Annotated in this window: 13 protein-coding genes; 2 read left to right on the top strand and 11 right to left on the bottom strand. The window is 48.9% G+C overall.

Features of this window, described 5'->3' with window-relative positions:
* Nucleotides 1-89: 89 nt before the first annotated feature.
* Together NST45_RS11945 and NST45_RS11950 are read right to left on the bottom strand one after the other, a co-directional pair.
* Nucleotides 90-2,255: a GH92 family glycosyl hydrolase gene (locus tag NST45_RS11945; protein ID WP_076141236.1), complete on the bottom strand. Its 2,166-nt coding sequence runs from the start codon at nt 2,253-2,255 to the stop codon at nt 90-92.
* Between the two features lie 63 nt (nt 2,256-2,318).
* Nucleotides 2,319-4,493, bottom strand: a complete 2,175-nt coding sequence (locus NST45_RS11950; RefSeq protein ID WP_076141235.1) for an alpha-amylase family protein — start codon at nt 4,491-4,493, stop codon at nt 2,319-2,321.
* A 270-nt stretch (nt 4,494-4,763) separates the two neighbouring features.
* Between NST45_RS11950 and NST45_RS11955 the strand changes: the two genes are divergently transcribed.
* Nucleotides 4,764-6,047: a response regulator gene (locus NST45_RS11955; protein WP_036677246.1), complete on the top strand. Its 1,284-nt coding sequence runs from the start codon at nt 4,764-4,766 to the stop codon at nt 6,045-6,047.
* Between the two features lie 31 nt (nt 6,048-6,078).
* A complete protein-coding gene (locus NST45_RS11960; protein WP_162164258.1) occupies nt 6,079-7,806 on the top strand; it encodes a sensor histidine kinase in 1,728 nt (575 codons plus the stop codon).
* Between the two features lie 355 nt (nt 7,807-8,161).
* Here NST45_RS11960 and NST45_RS11965 read toward each other — a convergent pair whose 3' ends face one another.
* The 9 genes from NST45_RS11965 to NST45_RS12005 form a co-directional block, all read right to left on the bottom strand.
* Nucleotides 8,162-9,202 (bottom strand): hypothetical protein, encoded by a 1,041-nt coding sequence (locus tag NST45_RS11965; RefSeq protein WP_076141234.1) that lies wholly within the window; start codon nt 9,200-9,202, stop codon nt 8,162-8,164.
* Nucleotides 9,203-9,262: 60 nt separating this feature from the next.
* Nucleotides 9,263-10,660, bottom strand: a complete 1,398-nt coding sequence (locus tag NST45_RS11970) for a family 78 glycoside hydrolase catalytic domain (protein WP_051490962.1) — start codon at nt 10,658-10,660, stop codon at nt 9,263-9,265.
* 96 nt (nt 10,661-10,756) lie between these two features.
* Nucleotides 10,757-11,197, bottom strand: a complete 441-nt coding sequence (locus tag NST45_RS11975; RefSeq protein WP_076316036.1) for a hypothetical protein — start codon at nt 11,195-11,197, stop codon at nt 10,757-10,759.
* 114 nt (nt 11,198-11,311) lie between these two features.
* The gene (locus NST45_RS11980; RefSeq protein WP_076141232.1) at nt 11,312-11,725 is read right to left on the bottom strand and encodes a hypothetical protein; all 414 of its coding nucleotides are present in this window, start codon (nt 11,723-11,725) and stop codon (nt 11,312-11,314) included.
* Between the two features lie 101 nt (nt 11,726-11,826).
* Nucleotides 11,827-13,257, bottom strand: a complete 1,431-nt coding sequence (locus NST45_RS11985; RefSeq protein ID WP_081383668.1) for an extracellular solute-binding protein — start codon at nt 13,255-13,257, stop codon at nt 11,827-11,829.
* Between the two features lie 142 nt (nt 13,258-13,399).
* On the bottom strand, nt 13,400-14,284 hold the full coding sequence (locus NST45_RS11990; protein WP_051490964.1) for a carbohydrate ABC transporter permease: 885 nt from the start codon (nt 14,282-14,284) through the stop codon (nt 13,400-13,402).
* A 5-nt stretch (nt 14,285-14,289) separates the two neighbouring features.
* Nucleotides 14,290-15,222, bottom strand: a complete 933-nt coding sequence (locus NST45_RS11995; protein WP_197740348.1) for a sugar ABC transporter permease — start codon at nt 15,220-15,222, stop codon at nt 14,290-14,292.
* Nucleotides 15,223-15,432: 210 nt separating this feature from the next.
* The gene (locus tag NST45_RS12000; RefSeq protein WP_076141231.1) at nt 15,433-17,538 is read right to left on the bottom strand and encodes a hypothetical protein; all 2,106 of its coding nucleotides are present in this window, start codon (nt 17,536-17,538) and stop codon (nt 15,433-15,435) included.
* Nucleotides 17,531-20,179: a glycoside hydrolase family 2 TIM barrel-domain containing protein gene (locus NST45_RS12005; RefSeq protein ID WP_036677255.1), complete on the bottom strand. Its 2,649-nt coding sequence runs from the start codon at nt 20,177-20,179 to the stop codon at nt 17,531-17,533. Before NST45_RS12005 ends, NST45_RS12000 begins: the two co-directional genes overlap by 8 nt.
* Nucleotides 20,180-20,736 lie beyond the last annotated feature (557 nt).

Genomic DNA, 20,736 nt, shown 5'->3' on the forward strand with positions numbered 1-20,736 from the left:
TCAGTGTGTTCCTCAATTTTTTTTGATTGTAAAATCATCTAATAAAAACAAAGGCAGTCCGGAATTTTCCAGACTGCCTTGCATTGTTCTTAAGACTGATCTGTGCCCGAAAACATACAGAAATTCAAGACTCCACCTTTGGCAATCTCATCATGTGACAGAGAGTGGTGCTGCCATAGCGATCCGTTCCAGTGGACGGATTTACTGTACACATTGGCGGGGCTGTTGTTCTCTGCTTCAATGATCCATTGCTGCCCATTTTCAAGCTGAATAGTTACCTTATCAAAAAGCGGGCTGCCGAGCACATATTCAGGAATTCCAGGACTTAAAGGGTACAGGCCGATGGCGCTCCAAATAAACCAAGCACCCATGCTGCCGTTATCTTCGTCGCCGGGTAAACCATCCATCTGGCTGCTGAACAGTTCGGTCATGGTTTTGCGGACCCAATACTGCGTTTTGCACAGCACACCGAGTCTGGCAAATATATAAGGAATGTGGAAGCTCGGCTGATTGCTGATGGCAAACTGCCCCAGATCGGCGGAGGCCATTTCCGACATTTCGTGTATTTCCAAACCATAGGATCCCACTTTAAATACAGGTTCCTCAGCCATCAACTGATCCAGACGCTGGACAAAAGCCTCTTCACCGCCCATCAGCCCGGCTAGTCCCGGGAAGTCGTGGGGCACAGCCCAGCTCCCCTGCCAAGCCCCGCCTTCACAAAACGGATTACCCCACTCCAGAGGATCAAATGCTTCCTGCCAAGTACCGTCCTCATTGCGACCTCTCATAAACCCAACTGTTGGATCAAACAGCAGCTTATAATTCTGTGCCCGAGCCATAAAACGCTCATAATCATCCATTTTGCCAAGTGTTTTGGCAATCTGCGCAATACAGAAATCTCCGTATACATAATCCAACGTGTTGCTTACACTTTCATGGAAACGGTCATGCGGCAGATAACCATGCTGCAAGTACAATTCAAGGCCCCTTCTGCCCAGCTTCTCGTCCACTGATGGACGATCTGCATGCTTCAGAAGACCTTCATACAGTACCTCTGTATCAAATCCGCCGATGCCTTTAACCACGGCATCCACAGCTGCGGCATCAATCAGTGTGCCGGGCATGGCACTGCGCTCCCCTGGTGACAGCCACTTTGGCAGCCAGCCGCTCTCCTTGTATGCCAATGTCCACGCCTGCATTATCTCACCCAATAAAGATGGGAATAAGATACTGTATAAAGGAAAGCTGGTTCGGTATACATCCCACAGCCCGATATCCGAATACATTGGACCCTGGCAGATGCTGCCATTAAAAGGGCTGTAATGGATTTTCTCGTTCTGCTCGTTATATTCATGCCACGTTCTCGGGAACAGGCAGATTCGGTACATGCAGCTGTAAAAGGTGCGGAGGTTCTCTTCATCTGCGCTTTCAGCAACAATGCGCCCCAACCGTTCTTCCCAGCTTGCCTCTGCTCTATTCAAGATCTCTCCGAAGCTGTCTTCCCCAATCTCTCGGTTCAGATTAAGCAGCGCCTGCTCTCCGTTAATAAAGGAAGTCCCGCACTTCACTCCCACTATGCCAGATTCCGGTGCAGCTATTCCTACGTAAGCGCCCAGTCGTTCGCCAGTCCCTTCATGGGTCTCCAGTGGCTGATAATCTCCGTTAAAGATTCCCGACTCCTCCATGTGAAAATCCCTGTCGAACTGGAACACGAAATACATCGCGAAATTATCGGGAACCCCGGCGGTATGGCCTCTTGTGTAGCCGGTAATTCTACGTTTATCCGGCTGGAAGGTGATATGTGACTCACCTTTCAGGGGTGCTATAATAAGCCTGTTCTGCTGCCTCTCAGCGAAAGTTATTCTTATCGCTGCACAACGTTCGGTTGGAGTCAGCTCCAGCCGGGTGCGGTAACGTTGAAGAAACACATCGAAATAGTGAGGGGACACTTGCATCTCTTCCGTTTTGAAGGAAGAAGAACGTGAACCGGGACTGAGGAGCAGTGGACCTGTCTGCGGCAACAGGGTCAGATGCCCATAATCTCCGATCCACGGGCTGGGCTGATGGGTCAGCCGGATGCCCTCTAGGTGGCGATGGCGCGGGTGGAAGAACCAGGTTCCACCTGCTTCATAGGTTTGCGGGCACCAAGCCGCCATACCAAATGGCATCGCTGTAAGTGGCAGTGTATTGCCATGTGAATACCGGAAATCTGACTCCGTCCCCTGTAATGGATTTACATAATCTAACCAACCCAAATAGATACACTCCTTTGGCCAGTTTTCACCGACTCTATATTCTCCGTTCTTTATTGACACCGGTTAAGATAATCGGAATACTTGAACATCTCCAGCTTCCACAAGCACAGTCAGTTTTGTAGTTGTGGGTTTCAATAGATTCATTGGTTGAATTTCAGCGCTGCCGTCATCAAACCACGGTTCAACTGAAGTATAAATGATACCCAGCGTAACGTCAGCCTTAACCGCCATATCCCCTTCATTATGAACATAAAGAAATGCCCCTCGGTCCTGCTCACCTTCCCACTCGGAGAGATCCGCGCGGACACCGCCGCTTGCTTGTACATACGGCTGCAGCTTTAGTTCCTTCTGTAATAGATCCCGCACCAGCTGAAGCGTTCCGGGATGTCCATCCTGCCAGTAGGCAGCCGCAAGCAAGGTACCGAACCATACGGCACGCCCGTTGCCATAAGCGGCGGTAGTCAACACAGGCATGCGGTCCTCGGCAAATTCAGCCAGTACCTTCACATGGCTTTCCAGCTCGATATCCGATTTGTAATAGGATCCGTGCGCCGTATCGTCTGCTGCCGATTCCTCCGCCTTGCTGTGCTCCATAACATTCCGCAACGGAATCGCTGTCCGTGATTCGAACGCAACCTGATGATAGCTGTGATCCAGGTTCTCAGCGGAATGAATCCAAGTCTCACGGACCCCGAACACCTGGTCAAATCCATAACCGGGCACCGTATAGCTGTGGCAGCCATTCTCTGCCTGAAGTGCACCGAACGAGCATTCCGAAATCAAGATCCCGCCCTTTTCCACCCACTGGCGTAGGATGTCACACAGTTTGCGGTTCAAATATAGAGGATAAGGCATCCACAAGCAGTGGTATTGCTCCAGTGTCTTCTCGTTAACATCCGTCTCATGCAGAAATTCAACTTTATAATTGAGCTCATGCAGTAGTTTATGGGCGCCTTGTAAGGAATCGTTGTAGGTGTCCAGATGATCATGTGCCGCAAAGTTAGCAACCTGGTTCTGCGGACTGAACAGAATGGCAATCCCGTCTCCGCGCCGTTTTGCATGCATCAGCTCTTGCTTATTGTTTTGCACCAGCTTATTTAGATGAGCCATATCCTTGTACCATGGGGTTGGACTTCCGTCCAAATATACACTGCCCCATGCAGGGGCCTCCTGTCCCAATATCTCTGGTCTGTACTGCCAGAACAAATATCCCGTGATGCCACGAGCGAGCGGGGTCAGAATATGCCGTTTCATTTCCCGCAGGTCCGGCTGACGCGGCTTCATTGCAGTATTGCCTGGCAAAGCATGAATCTCCGAATTGATAATGGGTTTACCTTTGGCGGCAGAGATCAGTAGATCAGCAGACCAGGCCGAGGACCCAAGGCTATTGCCTGTCAAGTCACAGGGCTCAGCCAGCTTGAAGTCGTCCGAACCCGCTGTAATCATATTAAAGATAGGGGCGGGCACAGTGTGGGCCATAACAGGATGCAAAAGATCCAGTGACTTCACTATATCTACCCGGCTCCGCAGCTCATCCGTTAAAGTACCGGACATGAACAGGCGCCAGTCCACCAGATCATTAAATACGCCTTGTCCACGCGGTGCCTCTACTTCCTCCCAGCTCCCGTAAGTCCGCTGCCATGATTCATTGAGAGCTTCCAAAGTAACATATTTATTTTTCAGCCATTCTTGGAACACCCACAGCGATTGCTCGCAATAACACACCTGGTTGTCAAAAGACAACTTGCGCTTGATTCCTGTGGTTAGTTCAGGCTCATTCCATAAATCCCAGACCCAGAGCGCCGGATGATCCTTAAAAGTCTTCACCGTCTCCGCCAGAAACTTTGCCTTTTCTTCGGCGGCAGCTGGATGATGATAACAGGGCCCCGGCGCTCCGCCGATCTGGCGGCAGTTAATCGCCCTTGGTTCCAGAATGGAACCGTCCGCTGTAACCATTTTGGAATCAGGATATTTTTTATAGAACCAGGCCGGCGCCACGTCGAAAATTACATTCAAAATGACCTTCAAACCATTCCTCTGCGCAATATCCATTAGCTCCTGAATATCATCGAAATGATAGGTCCCTTCTTTGGACACACTCGCGCGCCATTGTACCCAATATTTCACACAATTGAAGCCCTGTCCGGCAATATTGCTTAGGTCTTGTTCCCATTGATCACGGAAGGGGGTCGGGGAACGGTAATATTGAAACCCAAATGGAATAAATGAATCTTGCATCTAGTGTACTCCTCCTACAACGTTCAATTTCGATCTCTCTATGTTTATAAAAGCGCTTACTGCTCTTTTACGCTTAAAGTCTATCACAGTGGATTTTGCAAAAGTTAGGATGGAATCCTATGAAACGGTTTGCGAAGCTGTTGAAATGTTTGATCCTTACGCTACGTGGCAGTCACTGCGCAGAGTCACCGGGGAATATACTGCGAAATCGTTTGCGATCCTGACAACCTCAGAAATTATACCTCCTCTTTAAGAGGTTTCATGTTTATAATGGCTGTAAGACATATTAGAAACTACTTCGAGGTGAAGCCAATGTTGAAAGCGCTTGTAGTGGATGACGAATATCTGGTCCGCATGGGCATCACCCAGACCATAGACTGGGCAGAATACAACGTCGAGATCATAGGAGAAGCCAGCAATGGCGAGGAAGGATTGGAGCTTGCCCTAGTGCACCGTCCAGATGTGATCATTACCGATATTCGTATGCCGTATATGAACGGTCTTGAGCTCATCGAAAAAATACGGGAACAGGACATGCTCGTAGGGATTGTCGTGCTCAGCGGTTATGACGAATTTCAATATGCGCAGGCTGCTTTGCGTTATGGCGCCTCCACCTATTTGCTAAAGCCCATTAATATAGAAGAACTTGCAAATACAGTTCGAAGCGTCGGGGATGAAATCCTTGGCAAAAAGCAACTCTCCAAGCGGTATTCACAGCTTAATGAGGAATTGGCCTCGATCTCCAAGCAGTTCTGGCAGGATTTGCTGCATGACCAACTGCATAACGAAGAGTTTATTTCAAATAAGATAAAATTACTGGAACTGCAATTGGAACCTGGAAAAGCTATCCTACCGCTGTCCATTACCTTTCCTCCTGATAACGGCCTTCAAGGAAATACTGTAGGCAAAGCGCTGGAGGATGCAGCGGCGACTATTCTGGAAGCGCATTCTTTTGAGCAACTGTGTCTATTCCGGGACAGCCATCTGGAGTGGGTTATGATCCTTCGGACCGGGGAACCAGAGCTGGCCGGAGATTCTGCACGAAAATTGGGCAAACAACTATCTGAATGGAGCCAACAGCACTTCGGCCAGGCCTTAAGCGTCGGCATAGGTAAACCTGCGGGAGAATGGAACGGGATCGTAGATTCATACCGGCAGGCTGTACTTGCTGCGCAGCGTGCCCTTTCTGGCATTGAACGTGTGCTGTATGCTGAAGAAGAGGCTGGGGCTCGGTGCCGGCGTGAAATCAGGGACGCACTCGCTTTTATCCGGGAGCACTATGCCGGAAACATTACCGTTGAGATGGTTGCTGCGGCGGTCTTCGTCAGTCCAACCCATTTGATGCATCTATTCCGTAAAGATCTGAACAAAACCTTTTACGAATGTCTGACGGAATACCGTATCGAGGAAGCCAAACGTATGCTGCGCAATCCGAAGTATCGGGTGTACGAGGTTGGCAATCAGGTCGGCTTCACCGACTCCAAATACTTTAGCCAGATCTTCAAAAAAATGACGGGCATCCCGCCGAGTGAATATGCAAAAACCTATGGGTAAGCGGAGACTAGCCAACCGGATGGATTCCTGGATGAGGCGGTTCAAGATCAAAAGCCGGATTGTTGTTGTTCTGTTAGCAGGACTGTCTCTGCATCTGGTGCTGATGCTCGTTATTTTCAATTTTTATTCCTATACCTACCTGCAAAAGGATCTGTACCGCCATGTCGTTCAGACTCAGCGCCAAATTGGGCTTAGCGTGGAGCTCATGGTCGATGACATTCAAATGTTGTTTCTGCGGTTTCTGGTGAACAGTGATATCTACCAAATCATCAATAATGATTCCCTGCCGTCAGCTGATAAGGAATCGCGAATCGGAGCTATCATCGACGGTATGCTGGCCCAGAACGACCTGGTGGGTAACGTGATTATCAGCACCAACGATAATATGCTTTATTCTTACCAGTCTAAGGAGCAGATGCTGGAGGTGCCTGAAGCCCTGTTCATCAAACGCATTCAGGAGAGCAGCATGCCTGTTGTCGGTGAGATCAAACGGGATGGAGAAGGCAATGCGTATATTCCATTCGGCCAGCAGTTCCGCAATTTCAATACAGGGCAAAATATCGGGGTCGTGATCATTTATGTCAGGGAGGCTGCTTTGGCGGACCTGTATTCCTCCAGCTTCACTGGCATCGGCTACTCCTTCCTGACTTCCGACAATCGGATTATTTCTCACCCCGACAAACGGCTCTTGGGCAATTTTTTGGAGGAAAACGCCCCTCTTCGCCCAGGTAAAAAAGAAGGCTATCGTACCTGGTCAGATAACGGAAATTCCTACATCATTGCTACTTATCCTTTGAATCCCCGGTTGGAGACACTTGGGGTCAGCTGGGAATTCACCAGCGTGATTTCCAATCACAAACTGCTCTCGGGAATCGCCAAAGGCAATCAAAATGCGCTTCTGTTCGCCAGCGTTACCTTTATTGTGCTGCTGATTTTTTCCTTCTATCTGGCAGCCAAAATCACCCGTCCACTGCTGAACTTGAAGAAGAAGCTGAGCCTGTTTGGCAAAAAAGATCTGGCCGCTGTTTATGAACAGCGCGGTCAGGTTGATGAGATTTTTCAGCTTGAGAACAGCTACTATCAGATGGTGGAGCGGATCAGCCAATTAATGCTGGAGAAAGATGAGGAGAAAGAAAAGCAACGGAAAGCTGAGCTGACCGCACTTCAATCACAGATCAATCCCCATTTTCTCTACAACACACTGGATGCAATTGCCTGGATTGCCCGACTGAAGAAGCAGCCCGATATAGAACGACTGATTTCTTCATTAGCTACCTTTTTTCGAATCAGCCTGCATAAAGGCGACAAGTTCGTGACCGTGGACGAAGAAATCCGCTTGGTGCAGAGTTTTGTGACAGTTGAGCAAATGAGGTTTCCGGATAAGTTCGAGATTGAATACGAGATTGAGGAATCGCTGCGCAAGGTTCGCATTCTGAAGCTGATTCTTCAGCCTATTGCAGAGAATGCGATCAAACACGGCATCAGCGAGAAACGCGGGATGGGCCGAATCTGGATTAAAGGCGAATTAGTGGCAGATGAGATTCGCTTCACAGTGACTGATGACGGGGTGGGATTTTCCAACGGTGCGACGCTTAGCCAAGCCAAGGAAGATGTGTTGTTTCAGAGCGGGTATGGACTAAGAAATGTGGACGAACGAATTAAACTGGAATATGGTCCTCAATATGGTTTAAGTATCTCCAGCACACCGGGGCAAGGCACCACAGTTACGATCAACTTGAAGAAGGAACTGCCCAATTAGCGAATTTAGTTTATAAATGCGGACACAACAAAGAAATCGATCCTTTTTGAGTGGGTAGGCGGGACTTCTACTTTGCTTAAAAAGACGATTGAGTAGTGGAAAATTAAAGATACTTTCGAGAATTATAGGTGCTTTAGTTGTATTTAATACAGCTAAAGCACCCTTTTTTGCAGCGAGCAGAAGTTTAAGTGTATTTGGTACATCTATACGTTCCAATTCTGTTGGCAGCAACTAACTTTCCGAATAATAAGTGTACTGAATACAACTATATCTTACTTCATCCGTTTATTGCCCACGCTAGATGTATGAAATACACTTCGGTTAGCGATTTTCATGATTCAGACTCCATCTTATCTTAGTCTTTCATTGTTGAATTAATCTTCAGGTACAACTGCTTCAGTGGATTAACTATACTGCCGCTAAGCACTGAGATCAGCAGCCAGAACACTATGAACACTACGATGTTCAGGGCGAGCATTAAATACTTAAACGTTCGCAGCTCTGCATTCATGCCATCTGCTGAGATATAGGTGACAATCCGCTCTGCCGATTCCGGTAGTGGATAGAGCAAAATCAGGCCGTCAGCCGTTTCCCGCTCCAGCAGATCTGCATCACCTCTGCCTGTACTATTTTGATCGATACCCTGTGTCACTGGCTCAGCCAAGGTAGCTTTTTCCGAAGTAACTAGTGCTGCTTTGATCTCCTGCAGTCGCTCCTTCGGGACATCGGCAGCACTCAATAGCTTCCCGTTTCCGGTCAGTAGGTAAACTTCATTTTCCCCGTAGATTGTATTCTCGCCAGATAGGTAGAATCTGTAAAGCTTGTCAATCTCCACTTCGAGCGAGAGCAGACCGAGGACGTCTCCCATCGAACCCTTAATTTTCACTTCAAGCAACAGACGGTCGCGCAGATCCGAAGGTGCATTCATTAGATGCTCCCGGTTCAGCACCGTCCAGCGCAAAGCCTGCTCTCGGTTATTTAGAAATTGTTCCATCCCTGGTTTTTTTTTGATCTCTGCAAAGGGCAGCAACCCGGAAACATTGCTCGAGGAGTAAGTTCCCCCTGCTTCTCCCCAAATGTAAATGCCGAGAATGTCACTACTGGAAGAACGTATGCCCTCAAGTATCGGAGAGATTGCCCCGTCATATGTTGGTTTTTTCAGCGCATTCTGCACCACCTGGTTGTTGGATATAAGCTTCGAGGTCTCCTCCAGCCAGTTCATGAACAGAAGTGTGTTCTTATGCTGCTGGCCAGTGTACTGAACGGATAGCTGCCGCAGCATGTCAAGGCTTCTATGCTCCATAGTACGGTACAGAATGAAGCTCGAAGCGACAATATAGACAGTAATGAACAACACCAGGACTAGGCGGATATTGCGGCCGAACGATCTGAACATATGACTTCCCCATCCCCCTCCGGTGTATGAATCATGAAAACAAAATCAACTGAAATCAGACTAACAGCTAAGGTGACTAATGTCGATCTCCTTGTAAAAGGAACCCTCATCTGTCTCATGCACTTCATGATTAGGCAGAATTATTGTAATTGCCGATCCGGTTTGCCAGGAAGCTTTCATGTGGAAGATCTCCTGTCCTGTTACTGAACGGATCTCCCATTTGATGTTTATTGGGCCGATACTTGTATTTACGGTTCCGCTGGCCTGCCGCAGTTCTCCATAGTGGGGCTTTATAGTTATTCCCTCTATTCCTTGTTGGACACCCAATATCCCTCTGGTGAACTCAGTGATCGGCAGTGCGCTCCATGCGTGGCAGTCACTTCTGGTGCCGGTTGAATCTATTTCTGGAAGTGTAGTGAGATTAAGCTCCAACTGCTTCAACCACCGTGTCCATAGTCCGAACGAGCGGTCATACATTCCGCATTTCTCTAGCGCGCGGAATAGATAGTAGCTCATCGGCAACGAAAGCTTAGCCAGTGATGTGTCTGTTAACGTTGACTCCAGCAGTGCCGCCCCTTCTACAACATCCACTGTGCCCGCCAAAACCGCCCAGACCTGCGTGTGCTGGCTATGCTGCGTTCCCGCAGTTGCCTCCGGACTGTCGCGGAACAGCAGACTGTTCGTTAGCCGGCAGCAATCCATTACCGCAGCGTTGACCGCCGCTTTGCGTTGACGCAGTTCACCAGCAATCTGTGTCCAACCGCTGGCTGCAAGCAATTCAGCCGCTTGCTCCAGCGCGGCCGCATACATCAGGCTCAGTACGGTTGCGGGTGCATCATCCGTACAATCCGGTGCGCCGAGCGGCCATTCCTCCACCCAATCGAAGTAATTCCAATATTGGCGGGGCGTTCTGTCCACCAGACCCTCCGGAGTCAGATGTTGATCGAACCAGTCCAGCACAGATAACAGCGCTAACCGGTACTGATTCACCAAGGCCATATCCCCGAAGGATCTGTAGTGGTCATGAATCATTCCGATCCAATATAGGGAGAAGGAAGGAATGACCTGCGGCAGCACAGAGGGATAGCGACTTTGCAGCATCCCGTTTGGTAGCTGAGAGGCCTTATAATCTTCCATAGCTCTCCGCGCTAACCGGTCGTCCCCTGATAATAGGTACGTAAACTCCATCATCAGTTTGGTATCCATGGTATACTGCAGCTGTTCATAATACGGAGTATCCTCGTAGGTCTCATGCATGCAGCGCTGAAGTGTTCGTACACTGAGCTCCCATAGTTGGTTATATTGTTCATCGGAGCAGTGAAAGTTTCCTTCCGGCTGCAGTGGATATCCGGTCTCCCTATAGCTAAAGCTGGAAATCGTTAGAGGCTCGACACCAGCCTGCACTTCCAGCCGTACATAGCGGAAAGTACGGAACCAGAACGGTTCGTAGATTTCCATCCGCGCAGAGATGCCGTAACCTGCCGGGTGATAGCTATCGTAGCCCCCTCTTAATACATGTTCCTTCGTATTATCGCGGACAGCTTTGCGGCGAATCTAATCATCCCCCGTTTCTTCTTCATAACACTCAGCGCATAGTAGGGTAATCCGGCTACCTTTGCCTCCAAGAAGTCTAAGCTGCAAATACCCTGTGGTTAGCTCGCCAGCATCCAACTCCAACCAAAAATGTTGCCCTGCTTCTATTGTTATTCCAGCGGAAGGCAGTACTGCGTTGGGTGAAGCGCCGCCATCTCCATTTCGCAGCTCCAGACTATGCCCTTCCTCAAAAAAGGCTTGCCCTACCCCGCTACTGCTGCGCATTAGCTTCAGAAAAAATTGCTCCCGCTCATACAACAGCGGAATCGGACGCCGGGCCAGCTGCCAAGGGGTTAATTGGCCATATTCATCCCGCACCGGTTGCACAATTCCGGTAGCAAGCCAGGCACTGTCATCATATTCGGGCAGTGTCCAATCCAGCAGCGCTGCGTCACCCTCCACTTCTTCCAGTCCACCCATCCAGCGTATGATCGGAAACTGCTGGAGCTTATAGCTGCGATCCTTAATACTTTTCCATGAGCTATCCGTATTTAGCTCCTGTACTAGCTGCCCGCCTTATGTAACTGCCGCTTCCACAAGCAGACCGCCTTTTTGCGAGCGCCAGACGGACAAAGGTCCGTCTTCACCCAGTTCAAAGGGCGTAGTCCCTGCATAATGAACGACCATAACAGCAAGCACATTTAAACCTGGTTGTAGAACATTGTCCAGACTGAATTCTTCATAATACTGTATATGACCATGTCCTTTACAAGGACCGGCCCATAAACGCTGCCCATTGACGAACAGCCTGTAGCGGCTGTCTGCGGTAATGGCCAAATCCAGGGTGCAGGTCTTTCCGATACCAGCTGGCAGTTCGAACACTCTGCGAAAGTACGCACGCTCGTGCTGCTGTTCCCTATCCGCTGATCCTTGCTCCTCCTGCGGCCAGATCCAGCGTGCTCCCCAGTCTCCCCATTCTTTTGCTGCCATGTTATGCATATCTCCTTTATCTCATTTAAGTAGTTAAGGCAATCTACGCAGAAACGGCATCGCCGCCCTTCAGAAGGACGACGTCGCCGTTGGTCTGCGTTTTATTTAACCTTATCGAGATAATCACGTTGGAATTCTTCGGCAGCCCTATCCAAGATCTGTTGCGGATCTGCGTTCTTGTCCGTCAGTACGGTTTGCAGTACGATATCCAGCTTTTGGTACAATTCCTGTGCGTTGACTGGTTCTTCCGCCCGCATGCCTTTGCTGCCATTGTCCATATAATCACGGAACAAATCCAGATTGACGTTGTTGTATTTGTCGAGAATCTTTTGTTCTTCTCCAATCCGTTTCTCATCAGTCCAAATCCGCAACCCGTAAGGCCCTACGATCAGCCCTTGATCGCTCAGTGTCTTCTTCTCAATATCCCAACCGGTCAGTGCCTCTTCAGAGGACTCTGGTGTAAATCCGTAGGTTTTTAGCCATTTGAATCCGGCATCAATCTGCTCAGGTGTTACATTAGGCGAGAACATATATAGGCCGCCACCGAGCAGGGTTACAGGTTTCCCGATCGGTCCTACTGGAAGCGCGGACATTGCCACATTGTCCTTGGACATCTTAGTCTGTTGCTGGATGACCGGTGACCAGTCATTCGTGCCGAAGCTCATAGCGACCTGATCGGTTCCGAACAAGCGGAACATATCGTTCGTAACATCGACCAGATTGTTGTCGGGCAGTACATCATATTTCCATTTTAAGTCCTTCACATATTGCAGGGCCGCTGCTGCTTCCGGCGAATTGAACACCGCCTGCCATTTCCCGTCCACTTGTTTTTCAAATTCTGCTCCGTATGCCCAGGCAATGTTCATGAACATCCAACCGCCTTGACCACTTTTTGTAGGCAAGAACATTCCGGCTTTACCGGTCTTTTGTTTAATAATCTGCGCAGTTTCTGCTAGCTCTTCATATGTTTTAGGAAATTTAGGAATCCCCTTGTCGTCCAGCAGTCCAGCCTCCTTGAAAAGATTCATATTGTAGAGCATACCGATGACGTATCCGTCCTTCGGAATCCCATAATACTTGTCGTCCTTGGTAACCATTTTCAGCAGATCTGGATTGATCGCCTTGTCGTAGCCATATTTTTTCATCGTATCCGTTATGTCAGCCGCGTAATTTGCCTTGATGATTTTGCTTGTTTCTGTAAAAAAGGTTTCGTATACCGTCGGAAGCTGGCCGCTGGCCGCTTTTGGCAGGAATGAGCTGACATCATAACCCCATTCATCTTTGTCCACAATAATTTCCGGATAATTGGCTTTCATCTTCGCCATGACCTGCTCATACTGGGCGATTTTGGCTTCCTCATTCGGCTTTGGCCAGTTACTGACCTTGATCGTCACCTGTTGATTGCCCGCTGTCTCCGTCTTTCCTCCGGCATTCTTCTCATTGGAGCCGCCTCCACAGCCAGCCAGTCCGGCAGAAAAAAGCAGCGTAAGTGCCAGTGTAGCTGTCAGGTTCTTGGTGTGTCCTTTTTTCAATGTAATTCCCCCTAGTCTTATTGTTAAAGCATTCTTCGCAACATGTAAAGCGCTTTCTTTTTGAATCTGAAATCATCTTAACATGCACCTTCTGCAGCACCCTACGGGGCAAAACTGTGAAATGGTTTGTGATCGGGTGATGTTACCCTTTAATACTGCCGCCGAAGGATTGCCCGTTCATAATGTACTTTTGGAAAAAAATAAACAGGATAATCGGCGGCAGAATCGCAAAAGTCAACGCAATAAACTGTATGTCCTGCGGCAATGTCGCCTTCAGATTGTAAATAGCCACAATGACCGACCAGGTCGATTTATCCTTCAGCACCATAAAGGGCCAGAAGAAGTCCTGCCAGACACTGTTCATCGTAAGGATTGTAATTGTAGCCATAACTGGTCCGCTGAGCGGGAGAATGACTCGAATAAAAATACCGATTGTGCTCGCTCCGTCAATTTTGGCGGCTTCCAGCAGCGCTTGTGGGATGGTATCGAAAAAGTTTTTGAAGATCAGAATTACCACCGGATTCACAGCAGCCATAAACCACATCGGCCAGTAAGTATTGGTCAGGTTCAAGTGCAACAGCGGAAAATCAATCAGATTCTTAAACAGCGGCACCATGCCCACTGTATTCGGCACCATCATGGTCCACACGATCAGTGCAAACAGCAGGGCACTGCCCCGCGGCTTTAGCTTGGAGAAGAAATATCCGGCCAGTCCGTTAAAAGTAAGGCAGAACAGTACAGAACCTGCGGCCAGATAAGCCGTATTCAGATAATAACTGAGGAAGTTAAACTCCTGCCAGGTCTCCCATAGCTTGCCAACATTGAACGAGCGGGGGATCAGGGTGGGCGGGATTGCATAAAACTCTTTGATGTCCTTCAGACTTGAGACCATAATCCAGACCGGAGGCAAAATACAGACAGCGGCCAGCACAATCATCAGAATGAACATGCACCAATACAGCAGGCGCACCCAAGGTGATCTGTATTCTATATTGCCGATAATGCCATATGCTTCTTTAGTTTTCATAGCTTCTACTCCCTGTTCAATTTCTTATCCAGCCGGAAATAAATAATGGTAAGCACCATCAGGACTAGAAAAGTAATAACCCCGAGCGCCATTGAATGGCCTGCTTCAAAACTCCGGAACGCATAATAATAGCTTTGCAGCATCAAGGTCATTGAGGCATTGTTCGGTCCACCCTCAGTCATTACTAGGGGTTCATTGAAGATCTGGAATACACCGCTGATCTGCAAAATCATCATCAGTCCGATCATGCTAGAGATTTGCGGAATGGTGATACTTTTGAATCTCCGCCATACATTCGCACCGTCAATCGAGGCTGCTTCGTACAGATCATGATTAATACTCTGTAGACTTGCCAGATAAAGCAGCACTGTTCCCCCGAAATTTCGCCAGGTAATCGTGAAGATAATCAGCATTATCGTCATTTGCGGATCCTGAAGCCATTGCTGCACCGGAAATCCCATGGCACTCAGCATAATATTCAGCACGCCACCCTTTCCGGGCTCAAACAAAAACATCCATAACATCGAAGCGGCAATGCCGGGAACCATACTCGGAAAAAAGACCGAAAAGCGAAAAAATGACTTCCCATGTCTCAATTCATTAATCACGACAGCGACAATAATGGGTACGGCAAAACCGATCAGTAGTGACCAGAACACATACACAAAAGAGTTGGTCAATGTCTGTTGAAACGCCGAGTTCTGTATAACATCCTTGTAATTCTGCAGTCCGGCGAAGCTTACGGCATTATAACCCTCAGTATTGAAAAAAGAGAGCACAATGCCCTTCACGAGCGGCTGCCAGGAAAAAAAGAAAAAGGCAAACAGTGTGGGTACAATTAATATCCAGGATGACCAATCTTTGAATAAACGCCGTACAGGATACCCTTTCTTTTTCTCTGTCATTAAAGGATTTAGTTCACTGGTTTTTCCAATCATGCTCCTGTCCTTCCTTCCTCCCGGAATCAAGCTTTAATCCGGTCAGGCGTTGTATAGTTGTTATACCTAAATGATAGCGCTTCCTACTGAGCGCCGAAATCCGGTAACCCTGCGAAAGCGTTTGTAAAGCTACTTATTTGTTGGCAAAAAAAAGCAGTGCACGCACCGGAATGGCCGCACACCGCTTATGTTCATGTTATGGTGAATCGTTTAGGCCTCACTTAACCCTGCGCTGATGCAGAGGACGGCCGCTTCCGCCCGAAACGCTTCGCTCGCCGGATTGGGCTGCTCCTCCAAAATACGAAGCACCGACTGAGGCTCTACGCCGGGCTGTGGCACACGGGAGGGAGAAACTACGCTCCACTTCTGCTCACCCTTGAGCCTGTATGACAGCTCATAAAGATAAAAGCCCGCATGTTGTCCGTCAGTGAGCTGGCTTACGCCATCCTGCCACGAGCAGAGTTCAAGCGGATGTTGTTTGTCCGGCAATACACCGGACGCCAGTGTGATGCGCTCATTTCGAACTACCTGCTGCTTCTGTTCCCAAGCCTGCTGATCTAGGATTCCCAGATCCAGGCGGTATTCCATTCCCGGCTCTCCATAAAGAGTCCAAGCCACAGGGCTACCCACCGCTACGAACTTAGGTGCTTCCAGAAAAACGGGTTGATGAGTTGGGACAAAACGTTCGGTCTGCTCCCACTCTCCCGCAGCCGGACTGCGTCTGCGATAATGCACCGTGCCCGTGAATTCGAGCTCCTGTTCCTGTAGCAGAGCTATTAGACATAGAGTAGCTTGCTCGTAAAGATCCGTGCAGTTGTTATGGCCGAAGCGGTATCCGATCTCATGGCGAAGCGGTATCCCGCGACTCCGAACCAAAGCCGCGAAGGAAAAGCTGAAGCGGCTAAGGGTAAAGGCATCATGCGTGCCATGGTTAATCAGCAGCTTTGTGCCACTCGCTTTAAGACCCTCCAGAAAAAATTCGGATTCCAGTCCGGTCGTTTCCTTTAGACTTGCAGAGTCAATAGTTCCCGTCAGAGTCTGTAGCAGAGTCTCGATTCCCGTGCTGCCGTTCTGTGGATGCTGCCAATCTTTCTTCCAGATTTCCCGGTAACCGGTGTCTACTTCCGCCACATGCCAGATCAGTGGGCAAGCTCCTTCGGCAAACTCACGGGTGAGCCCGTTCAGAATCAACGGCGGTGCATAACACAGTGTGTAGCGCACCCGATAGGGTAAGCAAAGCGGATTGCCTCCAGCCAGCAGCGCAGTTAAGCCGCCGCGCGAACCACCTACAGCCACTACCTGCTCTGCATCACCGCCATAACTTTCTTGACCTCTGGTAATTGCCGCCCCAATGCCAGCATAGATGGAGCCTTGCAAGGAACGGCTGCCGATATATCCTCCTCCGTTCCACAGAATGCCGACAACGCCTTTGCCGGTGCTGGCCAGAGTCTTGCCGATGATTTCCAGAAATGAGGGACCTACCGTGCTGAAGGTATTCTCATTGGCATCATAATAACCATTGAACAACAGTGGATATCCCTTAACATTTGCCGCACTCCAGAAGGGCGGCAGAATATAGGAAGCAAGGCTATGCTGGTCATTCTCTATAACTAGCAGACTGCCGCTGATGAGCTGAAATACAGGCGCATTGCTTAAAAGTGCAGCATTGTCTGTGGATGCATTGCGGAAAACCACCGGAAATCCGAAGGTCTTAAGGATGCGGTCGCTCAGGGAAACTGCAACTAGATCATCTACAGCATAGAGACTGTAGCGGTCACCGATATAATGCTCGAATTGCGGAGTTTTAAGATTCTTATTCCCCTCGTTGCCTCCGAACAGCTGATGATCTTCCGTATTGTATACATAAGGGCTATCTGGGTCGCTATTGTAGAGCCGCGCATGCTCGGAAACAACCTTTTCCCCGGCTTCGTCCATCCGCAATGTCCCTATGCCATCTGTTCCGCCATAACGGAAGCCTCCTTTTCCCTCAGCAACGCTATTATCCCAGTGAGACACTACAGGAAGCATATTGGTCAGCAAAGGACTGACTAATACAAATACCCCCTCCTCTTTCTCGGAGATCTCTTCTGCTGCTTCAGCTTCAACAATGTCTTCATGGAGGGTTGACCAATTCGCTTTCTGATAAGCTACTTCGCCGCCTCGCAAGCAAGCAAGCAGCAGTGGAGCGTTGTGCAGCCTTAAGTAATCAGCCACTGCTCTGCTAACAGGTATAGCGACAGGTGTAGATCCCTCGGCTTGAATAAACCGACTTAGCGGAACATATGCCTCCGGTACAAAACACAATGTTTTACTCACGATTTTTTTCTCCTCCAACCTGTATCATTCTGCTCTGTGCTGTTAGGAACGACATGAATCTAATTTCTGGCAAGCCATCTGTGATCCTATAATTTTCCCCAGACAGGAATCCTCCTGAGAGTTTAGGAGTGCAAGTAACCGTTACTGTTTTGGTCTCACCCGGAAAGAGGGTATGGAACTGCTCATCCGCTTCCATCCAGTAGCGGTCTCCCCTTTCCTCTGCATGTACATGCAGCAAAACTTCACTACCGGTATTTCGGACTGTAAAACGGGCCTGCTGGCTCTTCTCCTGAGCACCCGTCGGCTGCCATAAACTCTCCTGACGCACCTCAAGATTGCCTCCTATAAGTGCAAGCGCGGGAGCATATGGATGCTTTTTATTGGTAGAGAATACATATAAATTCTGCTGTGGTGCTTCATCGCCGTCCTGGTAGGACAATCTGACGAAATATAAAGCATCGTCATGCTCTGGCACGTTGAAATTCAGCACCCCAGCGCCGACAGCCTGATCTTTGTTTCCCTCTGCCTCAAATGATTGCTGATAGATGCACCGTCCGACTGCATCGAAGACTTCCGCGTCGACTTCTACCCTGTGTCCATTTCCTCCATGCACGTATACATCTCCCTGAAATCCGGTGCTTGGTGTAAGCAGTAGACTGCGGTAGTCCAGCGAAACATGTAGCGGACGGAAGGCAGATTTCACCCAATGGTAGGCCATCTTCGTTTCACCGTAATAATCGACAAGGTTAGTGCAGGACACATTCGGCCACGGCTCGTTGAATTGCCAGACAATGCTGCCGCTGTTTCGGAACTTACGGCGGCGGTTAGCCTCCAGCACGAACCGGATTCCTTCCGCCTGTATCCACTGGCTGCAGGCAGAGAACTGCTCCAAATCTGTCATGCTGCCGAACATTTCTTCTTCACGGCTCAGCGTATCCCACCACTCCCCGTGATGTCTCCATATCGCGTTGTTCTCCATAGAAACCGGTCGCCGGTTGGTCTCACTCAGAAATTTCTCCAGACTTTTGAGAGAACTCAGACCGTCCACCCCAAATTCGCTGTGCAGCAGATTATCGTTGCTGCCATATAACTCGTAGTGATAAGGGTTTCCCATATACTTCCAGTAACCGTGCACATCATGCCCCTGACCTTTTGCATCCGTAATATATTCTACCGGGCCGGAAGCTGAGGTCGGTAGGAAGAGTCGCTGCGGATCATACTGTTCTACCAGTTCTTTCAACATCGCCAGATTGGAATCGCTGCTGTCGGAAGGCTTATTTGGCTCACTCATTAATTCATTGCCGCCGCTCCATACCGTTAGCGATACATGATTGCGTTTGTCACAGAGCGCTGTGCAGGCAGTCTTGTGAAGCAGCTCCAAAAACTCCGGCTGCTTCGAAGGGATATTGTCAATACCTGAACTGGACTGAATGAACTCCTGCCAGACCATAATGCCGTTTACATCACATAAGTCGTAAAAAGCCTTTTTCTCAATGATTCCACCGCCCCATACCCGAACGAGATTAATATGAGCTGCTTTCATCAGACGAATCATCAGTTGATATTGTTCAACCGTTACATTCCCGTAGAGATGGTCCAGAGGGGTCATATTTACCCCTTTCATATAGATCTTGCTTCCGTTAATCACCACTGTATATGGTAGGGCGTTGTCTGGACTGTCTACATTGTGGATATAATCGAGCTTGCGAATGCCCGTTTGAAAGCTCTGGGTATCCAATTCCGTTCCAGCTTCATCCAGTAGCTTTAGTTCAAGATTGTACAGTGGCTGCTTTCCATAACCGTTTGGGTACCATAGCTCAGGTTCGGGTATTTCCAGCTCCGCGTTCAGAAGCTCTCCAGCTCGAACTGGTCGCGATTGAACCAGCAGCAGATTCCCCTCCGGATCAGTACAGGTGATGCTCGCTGTCAGTGTCCCATCATCTTCAGAGCCAGCCATTCGCTTGATTCCTGCTTGAATGGTGATTCGACCAGACGAGATCTGATTTCTATCGTTCTCGCCAAACTCCGCATCTGTAGTGATCGACACATCATCCCAAGAGCACTGTTGATGTACCCTCAATACCACATCATCCCAGATTCCGACATTGACCAACCGGGTAGAGAAATCCCATTTATAATTAAAACGGCTCTTCTGCGTGAAGGTAGCCGAGGTTTTGCCGATTTGCCCCATTTCATCTGGCGCCTGCTTCAACAGCACTGAAATTTCAAGGCTTTCCCGCCCGGAGAGCAGGTCTGTAACATCAAATACAGCCGGCTCGAACATACCTTTATGTTCACCCAGCAGTAAATGATCAGCGTATACCGAGGCTTCATAGTCCAGTCCCTGAAAGACCAGTTCAACTCTGGCTGCTCTCAGCTCAGGCTGCTTCAAGGTCGTACGGTAAACCCACCAGCGGTTCTCCACCCATTCACAACTCAGGCTATTTAACTCTTGATAAGGGTTGGTAATCCAGCCCTGTCTGAAGAGATCATAGTGAACTCCACCCGGCACAGTGGCAGGCATCCAGTCCGTAACCCCCATCAATTCCTGTCCCAGCTCCATACTGGTGCCCTTTAGCGGAACCCAGGGCCAATACCCTTTGACTTCCCACTTCAAATCGTTCAATAGAATTTCATTCATGTCTTCTCCCGTTCCCCCAAACCCTGCTAAATTTGGCGCTGTTCCTGACGATGAGCGGCTCTGGCGCCATTCGTTAATGCGCTTACAACTTTAGGTGTGCAGCTTCATTACCAATGATAGCACCGGGTTAATGTTTTCAAAGGTCTCCAACCCTGTGAAATCGTTTGTAAAACTGCTCAGTTGCTGATAAACACAAACAACCCCTCTAGGCTGGAGTGAGGGTTATCAGCAATCATCTATAGAGGTGACTTTTTAAGGCTTGTTTTGTTTCGGAGCCTCTGACTCCCGTGCTTTACCAATACGTGTAATACGTCGAACGCGAAAAAAGGAGTTCCCTTCAGCCGCGAAAGGCTGCTTGGTGAACCCCTTTACTTTTTGTTCGATAGAAGTTTTAAGAACTATTGCAACAATGTAGCACCATCTATCGGACATAGATGACGCTAAAAGCAGTATTATTGTACTTTTGGTGGGCTAACGGTCCCCATAGTCACTATTTGCATAAAATACACCACATATGAACCTCTTTATAAGCAATAGCGTCACTGGAGTCCGAAATG

This window comes from Paenibacillus sp. FSL R7-0163, from assembly GCF_037969975.1.
Taxonomy (GTDB): domain Bacteria; phylum Bacillota; class Bacilli; order Paenibacillales; family Paenibacillaceae; genus Paenibacillus_AQ; species Paenibacillus_AQ odorifer.